This is a genomic window from Ruegeria sp. HKCCA0370 (assembly GCF_013033705.1).
Classification (GTDB): domain Bacteria; phylum Pseudomonadota; class Alphaproteobacteria; order Rhodobacterales; family Rhodobacteraceae; genus Ruegeria.
The window spans coordinates 36,538-58,897 of record NZ_WQEP01000009.1; the positions used below are offsets into that span (position 1 = coordinate 36,538).

Here is a 22,360-nt window from a genome sequence, read left to right on the forward strand (position 1 = left end):
ATTGTCAACGGACTGTAGTGGAAGCTGCTATCGCGCTATGAATGCAAAACGGGAAGGAAGCGGGCCAAAATGAAAAAGACTTACGATATCGCGGTTTTCCACGGGGACGGGATCGGCCCGGAAATTATGGCGCCTACGCTTGAAATTTTGCGCCATCTCTCTCGCGGCAATCCCACCTACGAGCTGGCGTTTACAGACGCACCAGCAGGCGCAGGCCACTACGCCAAAACTGGAGAATCTTTCCCAACAGGATCACTCGAAACTGCACGCAAGGCCGACGCGATTCTGCTGTCAGCAATGGGTTTACCGGATGTTCGATATCCTGACGGAACCGAGATTTCTCCTCAGATAGACCTGCGAAAGCAGCTTGGCCTTTTTGCTGGCGTGCGTCCGGTAAAGGTAAGCAGCGGACAAATGACCCCCTTGGCGCTGCCTCCCGGAAAAGAGATCGATTTTGTTTTGATTCGTGAAAGCACTGAAGGGTTGTTCTTCACCCAAGGAACGGGCGAAGTCACGGAAGATGAGGCGCGTGAAACCCTGCTGATCACCCGAGAGGTATCCGAAAAGCTATTCTGCTTTGCGTTTGATCTCGCCAACAACCGCAAGGCGTCCGGTCGCGGCCCGGGACGAGTAACCTGTGTCGACAAAGCCAATGTATTCCGCGCCTTTGCATTCTTCAGATCAATCTTTGACGCCGAGGCCGCACGCCATCCCGATTTACAAGCAGACCATGCTTATGTTGATGCGACCGCCCTCTGGATGGTCCAGAAGCCTTGGGAATTCGATGTTTTGGTAACTGAGAATATGTTCGGAGATATCCTCTCTGACCTTGGTGCAGGTCTTATGGGCGGTCTTGGACTGGCTCCTTCAGCAGATATCGGATTGAACCACGCCGTGTTCCAACCCTGCCACGGCTCCGCTCCGGACATTGCGGGACAGGGTGTTGCCAACCCTTTTGCAATGTTCCTGTCCGCGGCAATGATGCTTGAATGGTTGGGTTTGACCCATGATCACCCGGAACTGTCCAGCGACGGCGCTCGATTGCGCGAGGCCGTAGAAAAGGTGGTGGCGAACGGTCAAAACCTGACGCGAGACTTGGGCGGCAAAGCTGGAACTCAGGAAGCAGCCTCAGCGGTATTGGAAGCATTGCCGGCATGAGTACTAAAGAAGCCATTCGGGTCGCGTGTGTAGGTGCGGGATACTTCAGCAAGTTCCACTACGAAAGCTGGTCAAGAATGCCTGGCGCTGTTCCAGTTGCATCCTGCAACCGTGATATCAAAAAAGCGAGGGAAACAGGGCTGGCGGCTTATGATGATCTGTCGAAAATGTTGGAGGCAGAAGAACCAGATCTCGTGGACATCATCCTTCCTCCTGTGGCGCAGGCCGAGGCCATCCGCACGGCACTGCGGTTTGGTATCAAGTGGCTGATCTGCCAAAAGCCATTTTGCTTGTCTCTGGGTGAAGCGGAGGAGGTTGTTTCCGAAGCAGATGAGGTTGGCGCAACTATTGTCGTACACGAGAACTTTCGTTTCCAGCCTTGGTACCGCGCAATCAAGGAAGCGATGGCTGAAGGTCGAATTGGAACGCCTCTACAAGCGACTTTCCGGCTTCGGCCCGGCGACGGACAGGGACCACGCGCCTATCTTGACCGGCAGCCCTACTTTCAGGACATGCCGCGTTTCCTCGTTCATGAAACAGCGGTTCACTGGGTAGACACGTTCCGTTTTTTGTTCGGGGCGCCCAGCGCGGTTTATGCCGACCTGCGTCGAGTGAACCCCGTTATCGCAGGCGAGGATGCAGGTTACATCTTGTTTGATCACCCCAACGGCTTGAAAGCTCTGTTCGACGGGAACAGGTGCCTTGATCACAGTGCCGAAAACCTGCGCCAAACCATGGGCGAAGCGCTTATTGAAGGAACGAAAGGATCGCTGGTTCTTAACGGCGACGGTTCAGTTGAACTGCGCGCTTTTGGAAAACAGGAGCGACAGCAGATTCTACCTCCGAGCGATCACGAAGGATTTGGAGGAGACTGTGTCCACGCCTTGCAAAGTCACGTCATTTCGGGCCTTCTACGGGGCACGCTGTTGGAAAACACGGCCCGAGAATATTTGGATGTGATCCGCATAGAAGAGAAAATCTATCTCTCGGCTGCGGAGGGACGAAAGATCAACCTGGAGACGCCGTGAAGGATCAGGACGCAAAAACTCTTTCCAATACACAACGTGCAGTAAGGGATTTGCGGCGGATGATCCTATCCGGCGAACTTGCGGCCGGAACTGACCATCTGGAATCGGAACTCGCCGAGACCCTTGGCATGTCCCGCACCCCGATACGGGAAGCTGCGCTGATGTTGGAAAGTAAGGGTTTGCTGGAAATGCGGCCCCGGAAGGGCGTGCGGATACTGCCTGTTTCATCCGATGATATGCGTGAAATTTACGACATATTGACGGAACTCGAGAGTCTCGCAGCACAGCGCGCAGCCGAAGCAGGTTATTCAGATGATGAACTGTCGGTACTTGCTGGATCGATTGCAAAGATGGACCAAGCCATCGACGCCGAAGACCTTGAAGCCTGGGCAGAGGCCGATGAGCTGTTTCATCAGGAACTCGTGCGTTTAGGTGGCAACAAACGGGTCGAAGCGATTGTGGCCATGATGAGCGACCAGGTTCGTCGCGCACGCGCAACGACACTGTTTATCAGGCCGCTACCAGTCAAATCCAATGAGGATCATCGTGTTGTTTTCCAAGCGATAAGTGAAGGTCGGCCGGATGTGGCGCGTGAACGCCATCGAGAACACAGGCTCCAAGCCAAGACTATGCTTTGTGGGATACTCGAGAAGCATCGGCTCAACAGCCTTTGAACCACTTGGACGGCTCTTCGAAAGTTCATTAAACCGCTAGGACCACGGGATAATTTGCTGCGCCCGGCTCGTTGCAGCCATTTGGTGAAGTTCACCGAGGGTCTACTCCTCAAGTGCAGAAGACATTTATTCTCGGCCGGAAATACTCCGTACCGGAGTTGTGTTATGATGCCTCCAATTATGGAGGAAAAGTTGTTTCGCTATGTTTTACCCCTCGCTCTCATTTTGGGGAACCCAATCCTTGCTCAGGAAGCAATAAACCCGTCTGGGCTTTCTGGACCTTCTGGTCGCCCTTATTCACCTTACGCTGAGCGTGCGTATCCAACTCAAGTCTATTTTGGAGACACCCACGTTCATACCGGTCTTTCCGGGGACGCTGGCGGCGGCGGGACACGCCTCATGCCGCGAGATGCTTATCGGTTTGCGCGTGGCGAAGAGGTAATCTCTAATACGGGTCAACCAGTAAAACTTTCGATACCTCTCGATTTCTTCATGATTACAGACCATTCGGATGCGATGGGAGCAATCACCGACATAATTGGGGGTGCACCCAACATCCTGGCGGATGAGCAAGGCAGATATTTCCACGAGGAATTCAACAAAGGTGGGGAAGCCGCCTTGGCAGCTGCGCTTGAGCTTACCGCGGCATTTGCTCAAGGACAGGTTTCCCCTGCGCTGAACTATCAACCCGGCAATCCCGCTTACGCCCGTGTTTGGGACGACATTATTGATGCCGCGGAGGAGTACAATGACCCCGGCGTGTTCAGCACCTTCATAGCCTATGAATGGACATCTCTGGTTGCAGGGAACAATTTGCACCGAAACGTGATATTTCGCGACGGCCCTGAGCTCACAAGGCAGATACTGCCTTATTCAACGACGCCCCCGGTAGGCTCACCAAACCCTCGTGATCTTTGGAAGTGGCTGGAAAACTATGAGCAAACAACCGGCGGGCGTGTGCTTGCTATTCCGCACAATGGAAACTTATCGAACGGCTGGATGTTCCCGCTCGTTGACGATTTTGCAGACGGGGTGCCGTTAGATCCCGCATACGCAGAAGCGCGAAACAAGTGGGAAAGGCTATATGAACCAACCCAGATAAAGGGGGACGGTGAGGCCCACCCGTTCCTTTCACCTGATGATGAATTTGCTGACTTCGAAACGTGGGACTTCGGTAACCTTGATGCTTCGGTTCGAAAAGAGGCGGATATGCTGCCCGGCGAATATGCACGATCCGGGTTGCTTCGCGGCCTGTCACTTCAAAAAATTTTTGGGGTGAACCCTTTCAAGTTTGGTTTGGGTGGGGCCAGTGACACGCACACAGGTTTGACCGCCCCTGACAACGACAATTTCTTCGGAAAATTTACCGGCTACGAGCCCAGCGAAGAACGGAGCCAACATGTCAGCAAAACGTATGCTGACGGGACTGTTGCGCTGCGGTCGTCGCAATATATTACCGGCGGTCTGACAGCAGTATGGGCCGAGGAGAATTCCCGCACAGCCATCTGGGATGCGATGCATCGGCGTGAAACTTACGCAACAACAGGTCCCCGAATGCGCGTCCGTATGTTCGGTGGATATACTTTTACCGAAGAGGATGCCTTGCGGCGGGACTTGGCGCTTGTAGGATACACCAAAGGTGTGCCGATGGGTGGCGATCTTGGCCCTGGGGAAGGCTCTCCTACTTTTCTGGTATACGCGCTTCGTGATCCGATGGGAGCAAACTTGGATCGAATCCAGATCATAAAGGGTTGGTTAGATGCAGATGGAGAGCAACGGGAAAAAGTCTACGACGTGGCCTGGTCCGGTTCCCGCGAACCAGATGCCGCTGGTAAGCTGCCATCCGTAGGCACCACAGTTAATCTTTCAATCCCCTCGTGGACCAACACGATAGGTGCTTCTGAGTTGGGAACCGTGTGGCAAGATCCCGACTTTGATCCGTCAGAAAGCGCGTTTTACTACGCCCGAGTGATCGAAATTCCGACACCCCGCTGGACGGCGTATGATGCCGTTAAGTTTGGAATACAAATGCCAGACAATGTCCCATTGACAGCGCAGGAACGCGCATACACTTCGCCAATTTGGTACGCACCTGACCAATAGTCCGAACTTGCTGACTGTTCTGCTTTTCGCTCTTGGCCCTCATACACTGCGTCGAATACTTCAAGTATTTCAGCCTTTTTTGAGGTCGCTCGATTGGTCATAGTGCATGGATGCCGAATGGATCGGAGAAACCCTTGATCATGGTTCCACCAAATGTGTCCAACACATAGGCCGCCACCGACAGATCGAAGACTTCTTGATCAATCAATTAAAGGCTTCCGGTTTTCTGCGTCTCTGTCCCAAGGTAAGCAGCAAGGTTTACGGTCGATCCGATACAAGTATACGTCGCCCAATTATCCGTACCGGCATAGCCCGCGACGACTTCGCCAGTCGCTATTCCGATGCTGATTTTCAGGTCACTTTTCCCTTCTGAGCGCCGCTCGTGAACTTACATCTCAATCATGTTATGCATTTGATGTCCTTCCTACACTGAGCTTTGCGCAAAGTTCGGCGGTGGCTGCGGAACTCCGAAACCGTCGCCCAGCATCAGACTGACAATTCCGCCATTGCTGGTATGCGAAATCAACACTTACAAACGAAACAACCTCAGGCGTCATAGAACAAACTTGCCATCGCATGGTCCGGCGTAGTCACTTAGGGCATACGGTTGGAGGAAACCTATGGCGCAATGGAAGTTCGTGATTGGGGTTTGTTGCGCGCTGTTTCTTGTCGCTTGCGCTCCAAAATCCCGTACATATGAAAAGACAGCATCGGCTGCGCTGCCGGCGAATTCGGGCACGGCTCTGGGCCAGGCGGCCAATCGCCTTGGGGACCCCAAAGACGGTCGGTCAGGCATCAAGCTGATCAGTGATGGAGAAGAAGCGCTTGTTTCACGGCTGCTGTTGGCGGCTGCTGCCGAGCGAACGATAGACGCGCAATACTACCTTCTGCACAACGACCCGACAGGTCACCTTTTTGCAGCCAGTCTTTTGCAGGCAGCAGATCGGGGTGTTCGTGTCCGATTGTTGCTGGATGACATGGACACGTCCAGCTATGACGCGATGACGGCCGCGTTGGACAATCACAAAAATATTGAGATCAGGCTATTCAATCCATTTTGGCGAGATCAGAGCCTTTTGATTGCAGGTATCACAGATTTCAAACGCATCAATCGAAGAATGCACAACAAGTCCATGACGGCAGACAATGTGTTCACGATTGTGGGTGGAAGAAACATCGGTGCCGAGTACTTTCTGGCACGGCAAGAAATGAACTACGCTGATCTGGATGTGCTGGCCGCAGGCCCCGTTGTGCGCGAGGTGTCGCGTAGCTTTGACTCTTACTGGAACAGCGAGTTCGCAGTTCCGGCGCGTGCGGTCGTTGGGGAACCCGAAGAATTTGACCTTAGCGATGCGCGAGGCAGGTTGAAGGAACTGGTCGAAGAAGCGAAGCAAACGCAGTACGGCGCCGCCCTCAGAAAGTCAGCACAAGAGAACTTCGCAGATGGAGCCCTGTCACTGGATTGGCTGCCTGCGAAACTATATTCTGATCCACCTTCAAAAGCGGCGGGTCTGGATAGTTCAGACCCCGTTCTGGCATCTCAATTGCTTCCGTATTTTGAAAATGCCCGCAGTGAGGTGAATATCGTGTCCGCCTATTTTGTGCCGCGCAACAACGGTGTGAAATGGTTGACCGAACTCGAGAGGCGCGGGGTCGACGTAAAGGTCGTAACCAATTCACTTGCATCTAACGACGTCGCACCCGTTTACGCACACTACGCTAAAAAACGCCGAGCACTTTTACGCGGTGGAGTAGAACTCTACGAACTGCGACCCGACGCCTATCAAGTTCAACGCCGCGGGATTAACTGGGCTCAATCGCGATCAGGCCTACACTCCAAGGCATTTGCGGTTGATGACCGATACTTGTTCGTAGGGTCGTTCAACTGGGACCCCCGGTCTGTCAACATCAACACCGAGATGGGAATTCTGATTGACTCGCCAGCATTGACTGCACAGACGATGGGTGCCTTAGACGACGCGCTGCCCGCATACACATATCACGTCACACTCGAGCAAGCTGGCCAGCTTAGATGGACGACAAGAGATGATGATGGCAACGTCCTTGAATATGAATCCGAGCCGACAGGATCAGCCTGGGATCACATAGTTTCCGGTTTCCTGAGTATTTTGCCAATTGGGTCGCAGCTTTAGGTCTTTTTGACAAATAATCTGATGGCATGTCGCCCTTTTTGGGGGCGCGGCTACACCGAAAGGGGGACGCCCAGACGTATTTCTGGCCATCGCCCGGGCGACCTTCAGTAAAACCCAATCTCGCTGACATCCACACGGGCCTCGTGATCGCGCCCATAGGCTACAACTCCAACCGAGGTGATTTCGTCAGCGACGGGAATAGCGCGCAACATGGCACCTGAAGCCTTGAAGGCTGACAAAGGCAAAGAGACTTCGGTCCAGTCTTCTGAAGTTGGAAACTCGGCCTGGTAGTATTGCCAAGGAAGCACGGTGCCACGTGTCCTGAGGTGAACAAAGTATTGCTCGCCGTTACCCCGGACCAACAGCCTTACGCCCGATACGCCCGCATCGGGCCGATCAGGCAACTTGTGTCGAAACTGGATGAAGCCGCCGTTGTTTTTTGTACTAACGGTTCCGGTCAGATGCGCGAATGCGACATCACCTTCCTTACGAAACTGCACTTTCCCTGAAGAGACGCCTCCCATGACTGTGTCCGCAACATAGTCCCAACGCGTCTCCGGAGACTTGGAAAAGTCCTCAGCAAGGTTTTCATCAGCCTGTGCCATTGTAGATCCGAGCATAACAAGCCCCGAAAAAAGCCCAAAGAAGTTGGCACGCATGTTGTTCCTTCTCAGTTCAGTATCGCAATAGAAAGATTAAGCGCCGTGGCAAATGCGACCCATGCACAATACGGCAGGAAGGCCAGCGCGGAGACTGGATCCGAGTTCCTCACCCGAGCGATGAACACGAAGATGACAGCCAGCAACGCAACAATGACCACAAAGGCAACCCACGGCATTTGCAGTACGAAAAAGGTTGGTGACCACAAAAAGTTCAGCCCCATCTGCGCCCACCACAACTTCATGGCGGCCGAGCTCCGGTCTGCTTCGAACTGGCGCCAGCCCGCCATCGCGATCAAAACATAAAGCGCCGTCCAAACCGGGCCAAAAATCCAATTTGGTGGATTGAAAGCAGGTTTAGAAAGTTGCGCATACCAATCACCGGGTGCGGTTAGTATCCCGATCAGGATGCCGCCTCCGAGCATGAGAGCAAGAAATGCTATGCGGATCAACCAGTTCGACATTGCCGGGCAGCTCTCAGCAATCCTTGGTCATCACGTTGACGAACGCTTCGGAAGAGAAGGTCGCAGTATTGGTCTCATCCGAGGCAGTATATGACACCATGGCGCCCTCGATCTCCGACCCAGAAACAGTGATTTCGCGTTGCCCAATGGTGTCATCTACATCGATGGTAAAAGCGAGTTGTTCCCCTGCCGCGAGGGAGGTGATCTCAAGTTCAATTGTATTTTACCCGTCGACGACCGAAGGAAACTGACGCAGTGCATCAGCACCTTCAACGAATTCGAGAGGTTGAAAAACCTCTACGCCCGCGCCTTTTTCGGTAACGTCGAAAATCAAGCGTCCTGCAGATTGCGACAAGTCAATTTTGACGGTCGAGGCTACGACGTCGCAAGTTCCGACATTTGTCAGAACAAAACGATCCTTTGGTGCGCCCTCTACGAAGCGAATTTGAACACCAGCTTGAAGCGAAGTGGCTGCGAAAAACCCAAGGGTCGCAGCGATAATGCTGGGTGGAAGCATTCTTTTCTCCTTGTTAAGAGGTACTTGATAAATACGCCTCGGCGGGTGTCTTGGATCAGATTAATGCCTTTTGCCTATCGTGGTTCAGCCAATAATTGCTTTCGAAGTTACGGCTACAATCGCGCCTCGGAGATCAAGTGCGGCCTCGATGAAATGCAGGTGGCCAATAACTTCGACTGCCACGGGTGGATCGTCGGAATCGCTCCCAAAGTCCCTGATGAGAAGCGCCGCACGCAATTCACCGGGAACATTGGCGTGCAACACTGACGCGCAGTGCTTTGTTCCGACCTCGCCTGACTTTGTTAAAACACTGACGTCACCCGCTGCATGGCTTCCAGATTTTCCTCGGTTGAAAAATATAGGCATCCTGTCTTTGCCCCTAGAACCCCAGAAAAGGAGATTTGCGACCCGAGGTAACGCCTCGGGCCCGTGGAAAGCAGAAAACAACTCGGCATCTTGTCCTCCGGCTGTACTCGGCAATCCGGGTTCCGGGGCTGCATCGTCAAGTTCTGGACCTGAGACGTCCTGCGCGCATGCAACCGTGCCCGATAATACAAACGCAGTGGCAGGTGTGGGCCATGTGATCGCTTGAACGAATTCCCTAATCTGTATCTGCAATCAGGTGTTTCTTCTTATTTGGTCCTCGGCGCTGCATTTGATCCTCGGCGCTGCGGGCTTACGAGCAGTTACGAGTTGGACTTTAAGAAGCACACGCAAGCAAGTTTGGTTGAACTTGCCGCTATACGGTCGCCAACAACGCATCGGAAAGCTCGTATTCCGAAAGGGCTCCCGGTGCACCTATTGCAACAAGCCTTGTTTCGCGTTTTCGGTGGCCCCATGCCGCATCCCTTGCGATGTCCATACGTTTTCCAACGACCTGAACGAGAATGCGATGATCCGGGTCTTCCTCGCTAAAAACAAAACCCTTGAGGCGATAGACATCGCCCGGAAGCTTCCGAATTGCGTTCCGGAGAGAAGATAGGCTTATCGGGCGTTCAGCTTTCATCATGGTTGTTGAGAAACTGTCCGAGTGATCAGAGTGGCGGCAACCACAATCTGGTCCGTGTTCGTGATGATCGGGTATCGCTGTTTCGAGCTGTTCGGCGGCAAAGCGACCAACGGAAAGAAGTATATCCAGTGGGACGTCGGCATTGACAGCTTCGACCAGGCGATATCGACGGAAGCGAGACCCAAGCCAATCGTGCACCCTTTGAACAGCCGCCCTGTCGACGAGGTCGACCTTGTTCAAAATAACCATGTCCGAGAACGCGATTTGACGGAGCTTCAGTTCCATTTGCTCCGGCGCAGAAAATAGCTGTTCCGCATCGACCAGGCACATGAGGCTGTCCAAGCGGATCATGTCCCGAAACTTCTGATCGGTGAATGTCATCGCAATTGATGACGGGTCCGACACTCCGCTTGCTTCAAGGACGATGTATTCCGGTTTCTCAGGCCGGGCGAGAACGGCTTCCACCGTTTCGATCAGATCATCTCGGATCGAGCAGCAAACGCAGCCATTTGCCAGACTCATCACATCATCTTCGAGACCGACTACTAAGTCAGCGTCAACGTTTATTGATCCAAAGTCATTCACCAGAACCGCAACCCGCAACCCGTGATTGCCTGTCAGGATGCGGTTCAAAAGTGTTGTCTTACCGGCTCCTAGAAAGCCGGTAAGGATCGTGACGGGGATCGCAGAAGTCGAACCAAATTCAATCATCGTTCGATCTCCTTTCAGTCTTCATCACGCGTGCCGATTACATCCGAAACTTTGATGGTAAAGTCCTGCGGCCAGTCCCCGCCGGGTGCTCGGAAAACGTCAGTTGGGTAGTACTCGCGTGGATCAATCTCCATATCTCTGTACTTCTGATCTTGCTGATCTGCTCGGGTGAGCCTCGGGTTCGGTAGTGTGATTTCATCCGGAAGCTCAATACGTCCGGCCTCAGCTGCCGCAGCCAGTTCGCGGAATGGCGGAACGGTACCGGATTTTCCGGGCAGTGCAGCTTTCCTGTACCAGATTGCATCCTTGGTCACGTTTACAACGGCTACATCGAGACCCCATTGGAACAGACCGTCATAGTGGGCGCGAATTCCAGCCAGCATTTCAGCGTCGATGTCTTCGTCCTGAGTATAGTGCGTCACCATTCCCAAACGCGGCCTTGCGTCAGCAAAGAGCTTACCCACGGCATAGTGAGAGGTATGGTGCGTATCGATGGTGTAGTTAAAGAGATCCTGTGGGATACCATATTTGTAGGTCATCAGCTGACCAATATCCTGTCCCGACATTTCGGTTACAAAGACATCAACACCTTCGCCGTATTTACGTGAAAGCTCATCCGGGCGACCATCGCCGGTCCATACAAAGCTCAGCCCGTTCCAATCGAGCCGATAGCCAACCGCACCGTCCTTGGCGTGGCTTCGTGGCCAGGACCGAACAGTCACGCCATCTTCGTCATAAACGATGCCGCCTTCCTGACGGAAATCGAATTCGTTGACCTCGATCTCGTAGCCGTCCCCAATCGGGAACACATCAAAGGCCTCCAGATGCCATTTGAGCATCTGTTGCATGCCTTTGACCATTCCGGCTGTGCCAAGCTCGGGTGTCCGACCAGAGGGACCGTGAATGCGCAGCGGTGTGTAACCACCCGACCAGGCACGGAATGGGTAAATATAGGGAATATCGGCGTAGTGGTCGACATGCAGGTGAGAGATGAAGATGTCGTTGATCAGTTGCCCAGGTACTTGCATGGCAATGATGTTGCGGACACAACCGGATCCAAAATCGAAAAAGAACCGCTTTCCATTCCCCAACTCCACCATGATACAAGTACCCGCCTGATCTTCGCGCGGTGGATACGGTGTTGAACCACAGAATGAGATGCGCATCTCATCTGGCCCCAACTCCTCACTCAGTGGAAAATAGTTCGCGTTTGAACCGGTCATGTACTTCGTCGGGCGGAAGTACTCTGGCAATGATATGCCGCCTGCGGGTCGACCGCCATATGGGTTCTTGAGTGTTTCTCCCAGGGGGCCGTCTCCTTCGTGGGCCTCGGCACTTCCTGCCGCAAACCCAGCTGCCCCTGTCGCGGCCGCTCCAGTGGCCAAGCCCTTTAGAACACTCCGCCGCGACGGGTCTTCGATTTGCTCTGTTGGTTGCCCCTGTTTGTTGTCCAGGTCTTTCCCTGTGTCTTCCTTAGTCATGGACCAGTCCTCAGTTAGAAGTGTTGCGAAGGCTTCGCTTCACCATCCGGCGAAGCTCGTTGATCAGCTCAGATTTGATGTGGGTCCATTCCGCGCGCTCTGGGGCTGGTATCGATGTGTCATCCAACAGTGCCGATACTTTCTTCAGGTCTTCGATTGCCTCGCTGAGCAACGCATCCGTTTCGTTAAACCCTGAGAGCGCATCGGAAAGCTCTGGAAGCTCGTCACTCAGTTCCCAAGTCACTGGATTATCCATGGTTCCCACTATCTATTCTCAGATCAAGATGAGTGCGGTTGACGATGCAGGCCAAGTGAGTCACCGTGAGTTGGGGGTGAGTTTGCTTTGAACCAAGCTAATGAATTGCCGATAGATCAAGATATTGCACCGCCATCGCCGGAGCTTGTCCGACAGGCACTTCAGAGCGTTGTTTCAAGCGTCGCGTTCCAGGCTTCGCCGCGACTCCAGCAATTTATTACTTACGTGGTCGAAGAAACTCTCGCTGGTCGCGGCGCCCAAATCCGTGGCAAAGCAATCGCAGTCGAAGTTTACGGTCGAAGTATTGATGGCACCGGTGGCCGAAATCTCGTTCGCGTTGAAGCCAGACGGCTGCGTCGACTGCTTCATGAGTTTTACGAAGATCAATGGAACGGCAAAGGGGTTCGCATTTTTGTTGATCCGGGTGGATACAAGCCACGGTTTTCGCAAAAAAATACGACAGCATACGACGCCTCAGAGGTACCGAATAGCGATGTGCTAGCAGAACATCCGCGTTTGAAAAAAATGCTGCCGCTTGGACTGGGTTGTCTTGTATTGATTGCTGGACTTGGCTTTTGGCTGGCTCAAGATAGCAATGTGGTTTTGCCCCCAACCCAATCCCTAGGACAGGCTGAAAGAGCAGCCCTTGGTGAGCAGTCTTTGACGAGACTTCAGGCGGCCAACCTTGCGGATCAGGCCAGAGGAATGTTTTTTCCTGTTTTCGATGTCAAACGACAGCAAATAGCATTGGGAATGTTCCAACATGCCACAGAGTTGGACCCGGCACTTTCCGATGGCTACGCCGGATCGGCACAAGTTCTGGCGACTTTGGCTATTTTGTCCCCGGACACAGCGCAAAGAGATGACCTCATCAGCAAGGCTTCGGAGATGTCGGGAAGGGCGCTTGATCTGTCTCCGACAGATGCCTGGGCAAACGGCGCAAATGGTTGGGTATTGGCTGCCCAAAATAATCCAGTCGAGGCCAAAAAATATGCAAGAATGTCCGTCGAACTTGCTCCGAATGATGGTCATATCCTGGATCTTGTCGGCATCACAGCCATCCTGGCTAACGCACCGGAACTTGCTGCCGAGGTTAGCAATCCCGAAAGACTAAGGTCCGGATCGGGCCGCTTTGGCGCACGTAATATTTGGGGTGTATCGCAGCTTATGCTCGGGAATTACGAAAAGGTTGTCGAAGCATTTCAAGGCGCGCCCGCTGCCGGTTCGCCCGTAAGTGCTCCGTCGCTCCTATTCCAGGCCGTTGCGCAGGATCAGCTGGGACATTCGCAAGAAGCACAACGACTGGTCACTGAAATGCGCAAAACGTGGCCTGAGTTTCCATCGGAGTTTCTCGCCGGCAGGATCTTCCACAATGATGACGCAACGCGGCAAGCGATACTTGATACTCTGACTAGATACTGATCAAGCACGTCGTATCGCAGCCGATGCAAAGTGTTCTAGGGTCAATCCTTGATGTCACATTCAGAGGTACAATGCGACGTTGAACTCGAATGATTGGTCTTGGTCCGAAGGCTTTACAGCGTTGAAAGCCATTGAAGATTGCAAGATTTGACGGATCCGGACGGCTTTGCACAGCCCGCTTTCTGCGCATCGGAGACATTTGCGAAAGTCCAAGCAAGAAAGGCTGCATAGAACCCAAGGTTCCTAAGGAGGACCTTTGCGGGATTCAGCAACGCAAGGGGCCGTAACCGCAAAGACTACGCCAAAAGACTGAACTATTTTGCACGATTTACTTGCGACAATGCGCGGCTCGAGAAATGCGCTCAATTGATTGTAGTCACCGCACTTCTTCCTCAACTAAAACCGGGCGCCCCTCAATCAAGGATGCATCCTGATTGGATACATTCAACCCTGATCATATGGCAGCAGTTCATTTGCAGGTTTGTGACAGGCCCTCGCCTTAAGAATAGAGATCTCCGTAGTTGCTGGGTGAGCGCGTCCAACCCGGCGCGCTCACTTTGCTTGGTATAGCCCGTCGCTAAGGGGTTAAGAGCGATGTATCACTCTGCAGCGACCGCTTCCTCTTCCAGTGCCGGATAATCGGTATACCCTTTTTCATTGCCGCCGTAGAGAGTGGTTGGATCGAGCTCATTCAGTGCGGCGTCTTTCTCCAGCCGGTTGACAAGATCCGGGTTGGAAATAAACGGCCGACCAAAGGCCACCAGGTCGACGGCGCCGGTCTCAACTGCTTCAATCGCCATGTCTCGGTCATAAGCGTTGTTGCCCATTTTCACTCCGTCAAACAGTTCATAGAGCGCCTTTAGGTCACCACCTTCAGGAATATCGCGCGGGCCGCCGGTCTGCCCTTCTACGAGATGGAGATAGGCCAACCCATAGCTATTCAACAATTTGATCGCATGCGAGAACGTCGCCTGTGGGTCGCTGTCGGAAATGTTGTTAGCGTCCGAGAACGGGCTGAGGCGGACACCGACGCGGTCGGCACCCCACACGCCGACAACAGCGTCCATCACCTCTTTCAAGAATCGCGCTCTATTCTCAACAGGACCACCGTATTCGTCTTCACGCTTGTTCGACCCGTCGCGCAGGAACTGATCGATAAGGTATCCGTTGGCTGCATGGACCTCTACACCGTCGAAACCAGCCACTTTGGCGTTTTCCGCGGCCCTCCGGTAGTCCGCAACGATGTCAGCAATTTCTTCGATGGCCAGAGCCCGCGGTTCAGAAGTTTCAACAAACTGCTCACCATCAAACGTCTTGGCCTTAGCGCCAATTGCGGATGGCGCAACAGGGGCTTCACCACCCTCCTGCAAGCTGTAGTGCGAAATCCGTCCGACATGCCAAAGCTGGATCACGATCTTCCCGTCTTTGGCATGGACGGCCTCAGTCACTTTTTTCCAGCCGTCGATTTGCGATTTGGAATAAATGCCGGGCGTCCAGGCATAGCCTTTGCCTTGGGGCGAGATTTGCGATGCTTCCGTGATGATCAGACCAGCAGCTGCCCTCTGTGCGTAGTACTCGGCCTGCAATTCATGGACACTGTCATCCTCAGCTCTTGCCCGGTTACGGGTCAGTGGCGCCATTACAATTCGGTTCTTCAGCTCGATTGCACCAGCTTTGATGCCCGAGAACAGTTTTTCATCAGCCATTGCTGCTTCCTTCTTTGGTAAACTTCGTTCAGATATTATTGGACCAACTAGTCCAATATTGCGCTCACTCTCTCTTGTTTGAGTTTGTGTTAGGTTTCATTTCGTTATGGTGGCGGGAGACCTTATGGCGAAATCACCAACCGGGCTTGTTTCAGGGTTTGCGATATCTGCTCAGCGGGAACGCCCGCCTTACGCAAGGCTAGCGTGCCAATGGCAAGGGAGGCATAGGCGCGCGCCCTGTCGAGCGCCAGACCCGGATCTGAAGGCTCAAGCGCTTCCGCAATAATTTTGTCAATGCTCTCCAAATGGTGGCGTCCGAGATCGGCCACTTCATCATCATGCGGGGCAAGCTCGGTAAGGCAGTTGATCAGCATGCAGCCGTCACGACCTCCTTGCGGATTCGCCAAGGCTTCCATTATCGCGCCGACGGGGTCATTTCCACCCGCGTCCGCGACGTCGCGCAAAGCTTTCAAACCACGTCTTGAATAGTGGCTGAGGGCTTTGCGAAACAATGCCTGCTTGTTTCCGAAGGTTCCATAGAAGCTGGAACGGCTCAAACCCATGGCCTTGGTCAGATCGTCCACCGACGCGGCCTCGTAGCCCTTGTGCCAAAATACGCACAAGGCTTTTTCCAAAGCATCGGCTTCGTCAAAGGCACGAGGCCTACCCGGGCCTGCGGGCGACTTGATGTCGGCAATTGGAAGGATTTCTTTGTTCATGGCATAGATGTGGAATGATCAGTCCAGAATTTCAAGGGACCAGTCAGATAAAGCTGTTCATCCGACTTCATTCGCAGGTCTGTTCGGCAAAGGAACTTGCTACACCATGATCAGAAATCCAGATTCTCAACACTCAAGGCGTTTTTCTGGATGAACTCCCGACGAGGTTCCACGACGTCACCCATCAACTTGGTGAACAAATCATCCGCCTCGACCATGTCATCCACGCGCACTTGGAGCAGAGTCCGCGCATCCGGATCCAGTGTCGTTTCCCACAGCTGGTCAGGGTTCATCTCACCCAGGCCTTTATAGCGCTGCAAGGACAAGCCCTTTTCACCCTCTTCCAGAATGGCGCGCAACAAGTCCAGCGGACCGTGGATCATCTGGCTGCGATCACGACGGTTCAAAGTGGCCGGAGAGTTGTAGATCTCTTGCAGGCTCTGCGTAAAGCTGCCGGTCTTGCGCGCCTCGCCAGAACGCAGCATCGGGCCGTCCAGCGTGCGAACCTCTTCGACACCGCGCAGGATACGGGCCAGCCGGATGCCGTGATCCTGTGTGATCCGACCCTGCCAACCGCGTTCGTATTCCAACGCGATCAGATCCAGCCGTGCGGCGACTTTGTCAGCCACACCTTGCAGATCGGCGTCCACCGCACCCGGCACGAAAGCCCCAGCCACGGCGGCCTGCTCCAAAATATGACGCGGGTAATGCGTTGGAAACGCGTCCAGCACACGTTTCAGCTGACGCGCCTCATCCACCACGCGGGTCAGGTCCTGGCCGATGATTTCCTCACCCGAGCCCAGTTTCAGCACCGCTCCTTCGACGCCCTGATTGATCAGATAGTCATCCAGAGCGGCCTGATCCTTCAGGTAAACCTCTGACTTCCCGCGGGAAACCTTGTACAGCGGTGGTTGCGCGATATAGAGGTACCCGCCCTCGATCAGTTCCGGCATCTGCCGATAGAAGAAGGTCAGCAACAGGGTCCGGATATGCGCGCCGTCCACATCCGCGTCGGTCATGATGACGATCTTGTGGTAGCGCAGCTTTTCGATGTTGAACTCATCGCGGCCAATGCCCGTGCCCAGCGCCATGACGAGGTTGCCGATTTCCTGAGACGACAGCATCCGGTCGAACCGGGCGCGCTCGACGTTCAGGATTTTCCCCCGCAAGGGCAGAACCGCCTGCGTCAGACGATCCCGTCCGGTCTGTGCCGATCCACCTGCCGAGTCACCCTCGACGAGGAAAACTTCGGTTTTCGACGGATCTTTCTCGGAACAATCCTTCAGCTTGCCCGCCAGATAGTTCACATCCATCGCAGTCTTGCGCCGGGTCAGCTCGCGCGCCTTTCGCGCAGCTTCCCGGGCCAACGCAGCCTCGATGATCTTGCCAACGATATTCTTGGCCTCGTTGGGATTTTCTTCGAACCACTCGGCCAGTTTTTCATTCATCAGACTTTCAACAGCCGGACGGACCTCGGAGGAAACCAGCTTGTCCTTGGTCTGGGACGAGAATTTCGGATCGGGCACTTTCACCGACAATACGCAGGTCAAACCTTCGCGCGCATCGTCACCGGTGAAGCTGACCTTTTCCTTTTTCGCGATCCCGCTGGACTGCGCATAGTTGTTGATCGTCCGGGTCAAAGCCCCCCGGAACCCCGCAACGTGGGCCCCGCCGTCGCGTTGCGGGATGTTGTTGGTGAATGGCAGCACCGTTTCGTGGTAGCTGTCATTCCACCACATGGCGATCTCGACACCGATATCGTCGCGCTCGCCTTTGATATAGATCGGCTCGGGCATGGCCGGCGTTTTGGATCGGTCGAGGTACTTGACGAATTCCTTTACGCCGCCCTCGTAGAACAGCTCGGTCTCCAGCCGCTCGGCAGGGCGTTCGTCGATCAGGATGATCCGCACGCCCGAGTTCAGGAAGGCCAGTTCGCGCAGCCGTTTTTCCAACGTCTCGAACGAGTATTCGAGATTCGAGAACGTGTCGGTCGACGCCAGAAACCGCACTTCGGTTCCCGTACGATCGCCGCATTCGCCGACTACCTTCAGATGCTCTGCCGTTTCACCGCCCTCAAATCGCGCCACGTGCTCTTTGCCCGCGCGCCAAATGCGCAGCTCCAGCCAATCCGACAGCGCGTTTACCACCGAAACACCCACGCCATGCAGGCCGCCCGACACCTTGTAAGAGTTGCTGTCGAACTTGCCGCCCGCGTGCAGCTGGGTCATGATGACCTCTGCCGCTGAAACGCCTTCTTCCGGGTGGATATCAACCGGAATTCCGCGACCGTTGTCGCTGACCGAAACGCTGGAATCCGCGTGAATTTTCACGGTCACATGGTCGGCGTGACCCGCCAGCGCTTCGTCAATTCCGTTGTCGACAACCTCATACACCATGTGGTGCAGGCCCGATCCATCATCCGTGTCCCCGATATACATCCCGGGGCGTTTGCGAACGGCCTCTAAACCCTTGAGAACTTTGATGGAATCTGCGCCGTATTCTTGAGGAGCCTGTGCGTCTTCGGACATTCAGTCAGTACCTATATTATTTTGGTACCTTATACGTTTTCTGGTGGGGATTGTCACGCGATCCCCCAATATTTTGTGTGTACTCGGGTCGTTTTCTGCCCATCCGAATCCACCTCATAACCGGTCGATGTCAGAAGCGATATCCGCCGCGATTTCCAGCGCATCGACATCCTTGCGTTCGGCCGATAACCGAAGCCCCAGAATGTCCGACTGATACCGGGCCGCCAGCCGATCCGGGTCATGTTCAGGCCGGATTTCACCGGCAGCCTGGGCGCTGCGAAACAGGTCGGCGAAACACGCCTTCATTTCCGCCATGTGAAGCGCGGCCTGATCCGCGAGCGCATGATCCTTCGCCTGCAACTCGGCATATGTCTTTGCCAACATGCAAGCCTTTGCCGGGTTCTCGACCGCTTCGATGACCAAACGAGGTTGCGCCTTGAGCGCTTCCTTCGGCCCCAGTCTTTCAGCAAGGGCGTTCAGGCGCGCCATGCCTTCTTGCGTGTAGCTTTCCAGCGTCAACGCATAGAGCGCATCCTTCGACCCAAAAGCTGCGTAGAAACTGCCGGGTTTCAGCTTCAATTCCCGCTCAAGGTCCTTCAGCGACGTACCAGCCCAACCCTGACGCCAAAAGATGTCACGGGCCTTCTCGATCAACGCGTCGCGATCATATGCGGGTTTACGGGGCATCGGCATCACCAATTCTTGAACATTCACTCAAATATATACTTGAGCGATCGCTCAAGAAACCCTAAATACCACCCATCGCGCCAGAAACAGGAGTTCCGACATGGCCACTTTCCCGTCTCATGACCTCGAATCCGCACCCGAAGCATCCAAACCGCTGTTGGAAAAGTCCCAGGCCGCTTTTGGCCGTTTGCCGGGCCTGCACAAGGTGATGGCAGAAAGCCCACAGCACCTTGAAGGATATCAAGTTCTGCACAGCCTGTTCTTGCAGACCGATTTTGACAACGATGAGAAGACCGTCGTCTGGCAGACCATCAATGTGGAAAACGAATGCCATTACTGCGTGCCCGCGCACACCGGCATCGCAAAGATGATGAAGGTATCAGACGAGATAACTGAGGCTTTGCGCAATGAAACCCCACTGCCTTCGCCCAAGCTCGAAGCGCTGCGCACCTTCACCCTGCAAGTGATGGAAACCCGTGGCAACCCGACCGAGGAACAGCTTCAGGCGTTCTTCGACGCGGGCTATTCGCATCGTGCGGTTCTGGACGTGGTGCTGGGCCTGGCACAAAAAACCATGTCAAACTACGTCAACCACATGGCCAAAACACCGGTCGATGAAGTCATGCGCGGTTTCCTGTGGGAGCGCAAAGTCAACGAACCGGCCTAAGCCGCCACGACCGACCCCTCATCGCCTTCGGTCACGATCAGCGTCTGGGCCCGGTCACCCAACTCCTCAAACAGTTCAGGCCCGGTGCCCGTCATCCAGGCCTGAGCACCCAACGCACAAATCTCGTCATAAAGTGAAGCGCGCCGACCCGCGTCCAGATGAGCAGCCACCTCATCCAGCAACACGATCGGTGGCACACCCACCATTGCGGCCAAAGCTCGGGCATTGGACAGGATCAATGAAACCAGCAGCGCCTTCTGCTCACCGGTCGAACAATCCTTGGCGGGAACACCCTTGGCAGCAAAGACGCCATACAAGTCTGACCGATGCGGCCCAACCAAAGTCCGACCCGCAGCCAAGTCCCTGAACCGGCTTTCATTCAAAGCCTCGCGCAAATCCTCAGCCGTTTCCGGCATCGCGCCTTCGGTTTGCAACAATTCCAACTCGGCAGACGGAAAAGCCGTTTCCGCCTGGTCCTGCGCCACCCGCAGATGGCTCAACGCCGCCAATCGCGCTGCGTGGATACGATGCCCCATCTCGGCCAGCTGACCCTCAAGCGCAGCATACCAATGCGCGTCCCGAACCTGCTCTTTCAGCAAACGGTTCCGTTCGCGCATTGCTTTTTCGTACGTCAGCGAGGCCTCTGCATGAGACGGATCAAAACTGAGCGCAATGCGATCAAGAAACCGGCGCCGGCCTTCGGCCCCTTCAATCCACAGGCGGTCCATGGATGGAACCAGCCAGACCACCCGCGCAAGTTTACCCAGATCAATCTGGGTGGCGGATTTTCCATCAATCCTCACCTGCCGTGCTGCACCACCCTCAGACCAGGTTTCGATTTCGAAATTCTGACCCTGCGATTGCAACAGTCCCGACAGTTTCCAGCCCAACGCCTCGGGCCGCCGCGTCATCTCGGCCGCGCTTGCCCGCCGCATTCCGCGACCGGGTGAAAACAAGGATACCGCTTCCAGAATATTGGTCTTGCCCGCCCCGTTCGGCCCGTGAATCGCCACCGGTCGCCCGTCCAGAGACAACCGCGCCAGCTTGTGAGACCGAAAATGCGAGACCGTAAGCTCGGTCAGGGCCAATCCCATGACCCCTCCCTTCATCTTTTCAAAAATACTCCCGCCGGAGGCATCGCGCGTCCGCGCGATCAGACGCGCATTGGCATGACGACGTAAACCGCGCTCTGATCATTGCCTTCGCGCATCAGGGTCGGGTCGCCAGCTGAATTGAACATGAACACCGCATTCTCTCGATCCACCTGAGACGCGATCTCCAGCAGATATTTGGCATTGAACCCGATCTCCAGACGCTCATCACCATAGGCGACGGCCAGTTCTTCCTCGGCCGCGCCACTGTCTGGAGCGTTCACCGACAGGACCAGCTTGTCGCCATCCAGTTGCAGCTTTACCGCACGCGAACGCTCGGAAGACACCGTTGCCACCCGGTCCACGGCCTGTGCGAACTCGGCAGCATCCACTTCCAGCTTGCGCGTATTTCCTTGCGGGATAACGCGCGTGTAGTCGGGAAAGGTTCCGTCAATGACCTTCGAGGTCAGCGTGATATCCGGCGTGGCGAAACGCACCTTGGTTTCGCTGACCGAAACCGCGATATCCATTTCATCATCGTCCAGCAGCTTGCGCAGTTCGCCCACGGTTTTCCGCGGGACGATAACGCCCGGCATGCCCTCTGCACCATCCGGCAAATCGGCATCGATCCGAGCAAGCCGGTGGCCGTCGGTGGCCACGCAGCGCAGCACCTTGCCGCCATCGGATCCGTCGGCCACATGCATGTAGACACCATTCAGATAATACCGTGTCTCTTCTGTTGAGATTGCGAATTTCGACTTGTCGAACAACCGACGCAGCAGGGCAGCCGAAGCCGTGAAATTTGATTGATACTCCGACGACGCCATGACCGGGAAATCCTCTTTCGGCAGCGTCGCCAACGAGAAATTTGACCGACCGGCCTCAACCGTCAGACGCCCTGCCGCGCTGTCGGCGGTCAGCGTGACCAACGCTCCGTCGGGCAGTTTTCGCACGATCTCGTGCAAGGTGGTCGCGGCCACGGTGGTGGAACCGGCTTTCTCGACCTGCGCCAGGGCTTTGTCGACTACTTCGATATCCAGATCGGTCGCGCGAAACAGCGCCTGATCGCCTTCCGCCTCGATCAGGACATTGGCAAGTATGGGAATGGTATTGCGGCGTTCCACTACGGATTGGGCCTGCGAAACGGCCTTGAGAAGGGTGCCGCGTTCGATGCTGATCTTCATACCCTCAATTCCTCTGACTTGCGTACCGACATGGGCGGGACTGGCACGTTAGCGGTTCCACCCTGAGGCACAAGGATTTTTTACGGATTTCTGGGTTGGATTGCGTCCAGCGTCAAGGGCAGCGTGCCTGACAGGCACCAGTT

The 22,360-nt window shown here is 54.8% G+C and carries 20 protein-coding genes and 1 pseudogene; 8 read left to right on the forward strand and 13 right to left on the reverse strand.

What is annotated here, in order from left to right; all coding sequences use genetic code 11:
* The first annotated feature begins 69 nt into the window (after positions 1-69).
* From GOW31_RS17075 to GOW31_RS17090, 4 genes are all read left to right on the forward strand, one after another.
* The gene (locus GOW31_RS17075) at positions 70-1,158 is read left to right on the forward strand and encodes an isocitrate/isopropylmalate dehydrogenase family protein (RefSeq protein ID WP_171171717.1); all 1,089 of its coding nucleotides are present in this window, start codon (positions 70-72) and stop codon (positions 1,156-1,158) included.
* Positions 1,155-2,186 carry a Gfo/Idh/MocA family protein gene (locus GOW31_RS17080; RefSeq protein WP_171171719.1) on the forward strand — a complete coding sequence of 344 codons (1,032 nt, stop codon included), beginning with the start codon at positions 1,155-1,157 and terminating at the stop codon, positions 2,184-2,186. The genes GOW31_RS17075 and GOW31_RS17080 overlap by 4 nt, the downstream gene beginning before the upstream one ends.
* Positions 2,183-2,860, forward strand: coding sequence for a GntR family transcriptional regulator (locus GOW31_RS22295; protein WP_171120699.1), 678 nt, complete (start codon positions 2,183-2,185; stop codon positions 2,858-2,860). The genes GOW31_RS17080 and GOW31_RS22295 overlap by 4 nt, the downstream gene beginning before the upstream one ends.
* A gap of 165 nt (positions 2,861-3,025) precedes the next feature.
* A complete protein-coding gene (locus GOW31_RS17090) occupies positions 3,026-4,963 on the forward strand; it encodes a DUF3604 domain-containing protein (protein WP_171171721.1) in 1,938 nt (645 codons plus the stop codon).
* A gap of 208 nt (positions 4,964-5,171) precedes the next feature.
* Here GOW31_RS17090 and GOW31_RS22300 read toward each other — a convergent pair.
* Positions 5,172-5,324, reverse strand: a pseudogene (locus GOW31_RS22300) (adenylate/guanylate cyclase domain-containing protein); the annotation flags it as partial.
* Between the two features lie 481 nt (positions 5,325-5,805).
* Here GOW31_RS22300 and GOW31_RS17100 point away from each other — a divergent pair.
* On the forward strand, positions 5,806-7,116 hold the full coding sequence (locus GOW31_RS17100) for a phospholipase D family protein (RefSeq protein ID WP_254441749.1): 1,311 nt from the start codon (positions 5,806-5,808) through the stop codon (positions 7,114-7,116).
* Between the two features lie 104 nt (positions 7,117-7,220).
* Here the strand turns inward: GOW31_RS17100 and GOW31_RS17105 are convergent, their stop codons facing one another.
* The 3 genes from GOW31_RS17105 to GOW31_RS17115 all read right to left on the reverse strand — a co-directional run bounded on the left by GOW31_RS17105 (position 7,221) and on the right by GOW31_RS17115 (position 8,756).
* Positions 7,221-7,736, reverse strand: a complete 516-nt coding sequence (locus GOW31_RS17105; RefSeq protein ID WP_253284012.1) for a CIA30 family protein — start codon at positions 7,734-7,736, stop codon at positions 7,221-7,223.
* 50 nt (positions 7,737-7,786) lie between these two features.
* Complete coding sequence (locus GOW31_RS17110) at positions 7,787-8,239, reverse strand: TspO/MBR family protein (protein ID WP_171171727.1); 453 nt, start codon at positions 8,237-8,239, stop codon at positions 7,787-7,789.
* Between the two features lie 223 nt (positions 8,240-8,462).
* Complete coding sequence (locus tag GOW31_RS17115) at positions 8,463-8,756, reverse strand: hypothetical protein (protein ID WP_171171729.1); 294 nt, start codon at positions 8,754-8,756, stop codon at positions 8,463-8,465.
* A 63-nt stretch (positions 8,757-8,819) separates the two neighbouring features.
* Here GOW31_RS17115 and GOW31_RS17120 point away from each other — a divergent pair, with 63 nt between their 5' ends.
* A complete protein-coding gene (locus GOW31_RS17120; RefSeq protein ID WP_171171731.1) occupies positions 8,820-9,023 on the forward strand; it encodes a hypothetical protein in 204 nt (67 codons plus the stop codon).
* A gap of 472 nt (positions 9,024-9,495) precedes the next feature.
* On the opposite strand, the gene GOW31_RS17125 is transcribed toward GOW31_RS17120, so the two are convergent.
* From GOW31_RS17125 to GOW31_RS17135, 3 genes are read right to left on the reverse strand one after another with little or no spacing between them, the layout of a single operon-like run.
* Positions 9,496-10,476 carry a GTP-binding protein gene (locus GOW31_RS17125; protein ID WP_171171733.1) on the reverse strand — a complete coding sequence of 327 codons (981 nt, stop codon included), beginning with the start codon at positions 10,474-10,476 and terminating at the stop codon, positions 9,496-9,498.
* 14 nt (positions 10,477-10,490) lie between these two features.
* A complete protein-coding gene (gene gntH / locus GOW31_RS17130; protein ID WP_216597984.1) occupies positions 10,491-11,957 on the reverse strand; it encodes a guanitoxin biosynthesis MBL fold metallo-hydrolase GntH in 1,467 nt (488 codons plus the stop codon).
* A gap of 10 nt (positions 11,958-11,967) precedes the next feature.
* On the reverse strand, positions 11,968-12,213 hold the full coding sequence (locus tag GOW31_RS17135) for a hypothetical protein (RefSeq protein WP_152456619.1): 246 nt from the start codon (positions 12,211-12,213) through the stop codon (positions 11,968-11,970).
* Positions 12,214-12,300: 87 nt separating this feature from the next.
* Between GOW31_RS17135 and GOW31_RS17140 the strand changes: the two genes are divergently transcribed.
* Positions 12,301-13,635, forward strand: coding sequence for a hypothetical protein (locus tag GOW31_RS17140; protein ID WP_171171735.1), 1,335 nt, complete (start codon positions 12,301-12,303; stop codon positions 13,633-13,635).
* A 599-nt stretch (positions 13,636-14,234) separates the two neighbouring features.
* Here the strand turns inward: GOW31_RS17140 and GOW31_RS17145 are convergent.
* From GOW31_RS17145 to GOW31_RS17160, 4 genes are all read right to left on the reverse strand, one after another.
* Positions 14,235-15,341, reverse strand: a complete 1,107-nt coding sequence (locus GOW31_RS17145) for an alkene reductase (protein ID WP_171171737.1) — start codon at positions 15,339-15,341, stop codon at positions 14,235-14,237.
* A gap of 122 nt (positions 15,342-15,463) precedes the next feature.
* The gene (locus GOW31_RS17150; RefSeq protein WP_171171739.1) at positions 15,464-16,060 is read right to left on the reverse strand and encodes a TetR/AcrR family transcriptional regulator; all 597 of its coding nucleotides are present in this window, start codon (positions 16,058-16,060) and stop codon (positions 15,464-15,466) included.
* Positions 16,061-16,170: 110 nt separating this feature from the next.
* Positions 16,171-18,588, reverse strand: coding sequence for a DNA topoisomerase (ATP-hydrolyzing) subunit B (gene gyrB / locus GOW31_RS17155; RefSeq protein ID WP_171171741.1), 2,418 nt, complete (start codon positions 18,586-18,588; stop codon positions 16,171-16,173).
* Positions 18,589-18,702: 114 nt separating this feature from the next.
* Positions 18,703-19,275, reverse strand: a complete 573-nt coding sequence (locus GOW31_RS17160; protein ID WP_171171743.1) for a TetR/AcrR family transcriptional regulator — start codon at positions 19,273-19,275, stop codon at positions 18,703-18,705.
* 100 nt (positions 19,276-19,375) lie between these two features.
* Between GOW31_RS17160 and GOW31_RS17165 the strand changes: the two genes are divergently transcribed.
* A complete protein-coding gene (locus GOW31_RS17165; protein ID WP_171171745.1) occupies positions 19,376-19,942 on the forward strand; it encodes a carboxymuconolactone decarboxylase family protein in 567 nt (188 codons plus the stop codon).
* Here the strand turns inward: GOW31_RS17165 and recF are convergent.
* Together recF and dnaN are read right to left on the reverse strand one after the other, a co-directional pair.
* Positions 19,939-21,036, reverse strand: a complete 1,098-nt coding sequence (gene recF / locus GOW31_RS17170; protein ID WP_171171747.1) for a DNA replication/repair protein RecF — start codon at positions 21,034-21,036, stop codon at positions 19,939-19,941. The two genes, GOW31_RS17165 and recF, sit on opposite strands and share 4 nt — an antisense overlap.
* 59 nt (positions 21,037-21,095) lie before the next feature.
* Complete coding sequence (dnaN, locus tag GOW31_RS17175; protein WP_171120205.1) at positions 21,096-22,217, reverse strand: DNA polymerase III subunit beta; 1,122 nt, start codon at positions 22,215-22,217, stop codon at positions 21,096-21,098.
* Positions 22,218-22,360 lie beyond the last annotated feature (143 nt).

What these genes read in the sequence shown, in the direction of transcription:
- GOW31_RS17090 (WP_171171721.1), top strand. Translation starts at nt 3,026, where the DNA reads ATGATGCCTCCAATTATGGAGGAAAAGTTGTTTCGCTATGTTTTACCC.
- GOW31_RS17125 (WP_171171733.1), bottom strand. Translation starts at nt 10,476, where the DNA reads ATGATTGAATTTGGTTCGACTTCTGCGATCCCCGTCACGATCCTTACC.
- GOW31_RS17135 (WP_152456619.1), bottom strand. Translation starts at nt 12,213, where the DNA reads ATGGATAATCCAGTGACTTGGGAACTGAGTGACGAGCTTCCAGAGCTT.
- recF (WP_171171747.1), bottom strand. Translation starts at nt 21,036, where the DNA reads ATGGGATTGGCCCTGACCGAGCTTACGGTCTCGCATTTTCGGTCTCAC.
- GOW31_RS17105 (WP_253284012.1), bottom strand. Translation starts at nt 7,736, where the DNA reads ATGCTCGGATCTACAATGGCACAGGCTGATGAAAACCTTGCTGAGGAC.
- GOW31_RS17165 (WP_171171745.1), top strand. Translation starts at nt 19,376, where the DNA reads ATGGCCACTTTCCCGTCTCATGACCTCGAATCCGCACCCGAAGCATCC.
- GOW31_RS17080 (WP_171171719.1), top strand. Translation starts at nt 1,155, where the DNA reads ATGAGTACTAAAGAAGCCATTCGGGTCGCGTGTGTAGGTGCGGGATAC.
- GOW31_RS17075 (WP_171171717.1), top strand. Translation starts at nt 70, where the DNA reads ATGAAAAAGACTTACGATATCGCGGTTTTCCACGGGGACGGGATCGGC.
- GOW31_RS17115 (WP_171171729.1), bottom strand. Translation starts at nt 8,756, where the DNA reads ATGCTTCCACCCAGCATTATCGCTGCGACCCTTGGGTTTTTCGCAGCC.
- GOW31_RS17110 (WP_171171727.1), bottom strand. Translation starts at nt 8,239, where the DNA reads ATGTCGAACTGGTTGATCCGCATAGCATTTCTTGCTCTCATGCTCGGA.
- gntH (WP_216597984.1), bottom strand. Translation starts at nt 11,957, where the DNA reads ATGACTAAGGAAGACACAGGGAAAGACCTGGACAACAAACAGGGGCAA.
- GOW31_RS17160 (WP_171171743.1), bottom strand. Translation starts at nt 19,275, where the DNA reads ATGCCCCGTAAACCCGCATATGATCGCGACGCGTTGATCGAGAAGGCC.
- GOW31_RS17145 (WP_171171737.1), bottom strand. Translation starts at nt 15,341, where the DNA reads ATGGCTGATGAAAAACTGTTCTCGGGCATCAAAGCTGGTGCAATCGAG.
- GOW31_RS17150 (WP_171171739.1), bottom strand. Translation starts at nt 16,060, where the DNA reads ATGAACAAAGAAATCCTTCCAATTGCCGACATCAAGTCGCCCGCAGGC.
- GOW31_RS17120 (WP_171171731.1), top strand. Translation starts at nt 8,820, where the DNA reads ATGCCTTTTGCCTATCGTGGTTCAGCCAATAATTGCTTTCGAAGTTAC.
- gyrB (WP_171171741.1), bottom strand. Translation starts at nt 18,588, where the DNA reads ATGTCCGAAGACGCACAGGCTCCTCAAGAATACGGCGCAGATTCCATC.
- dnaN (WP_171120205.1), bottom strand. Translation starts at nt 22,217, where the DNA reads ATGAAGATCAGCATCGAACGCGGCACCCTTCTCAAGGCCGTTTCGCAG.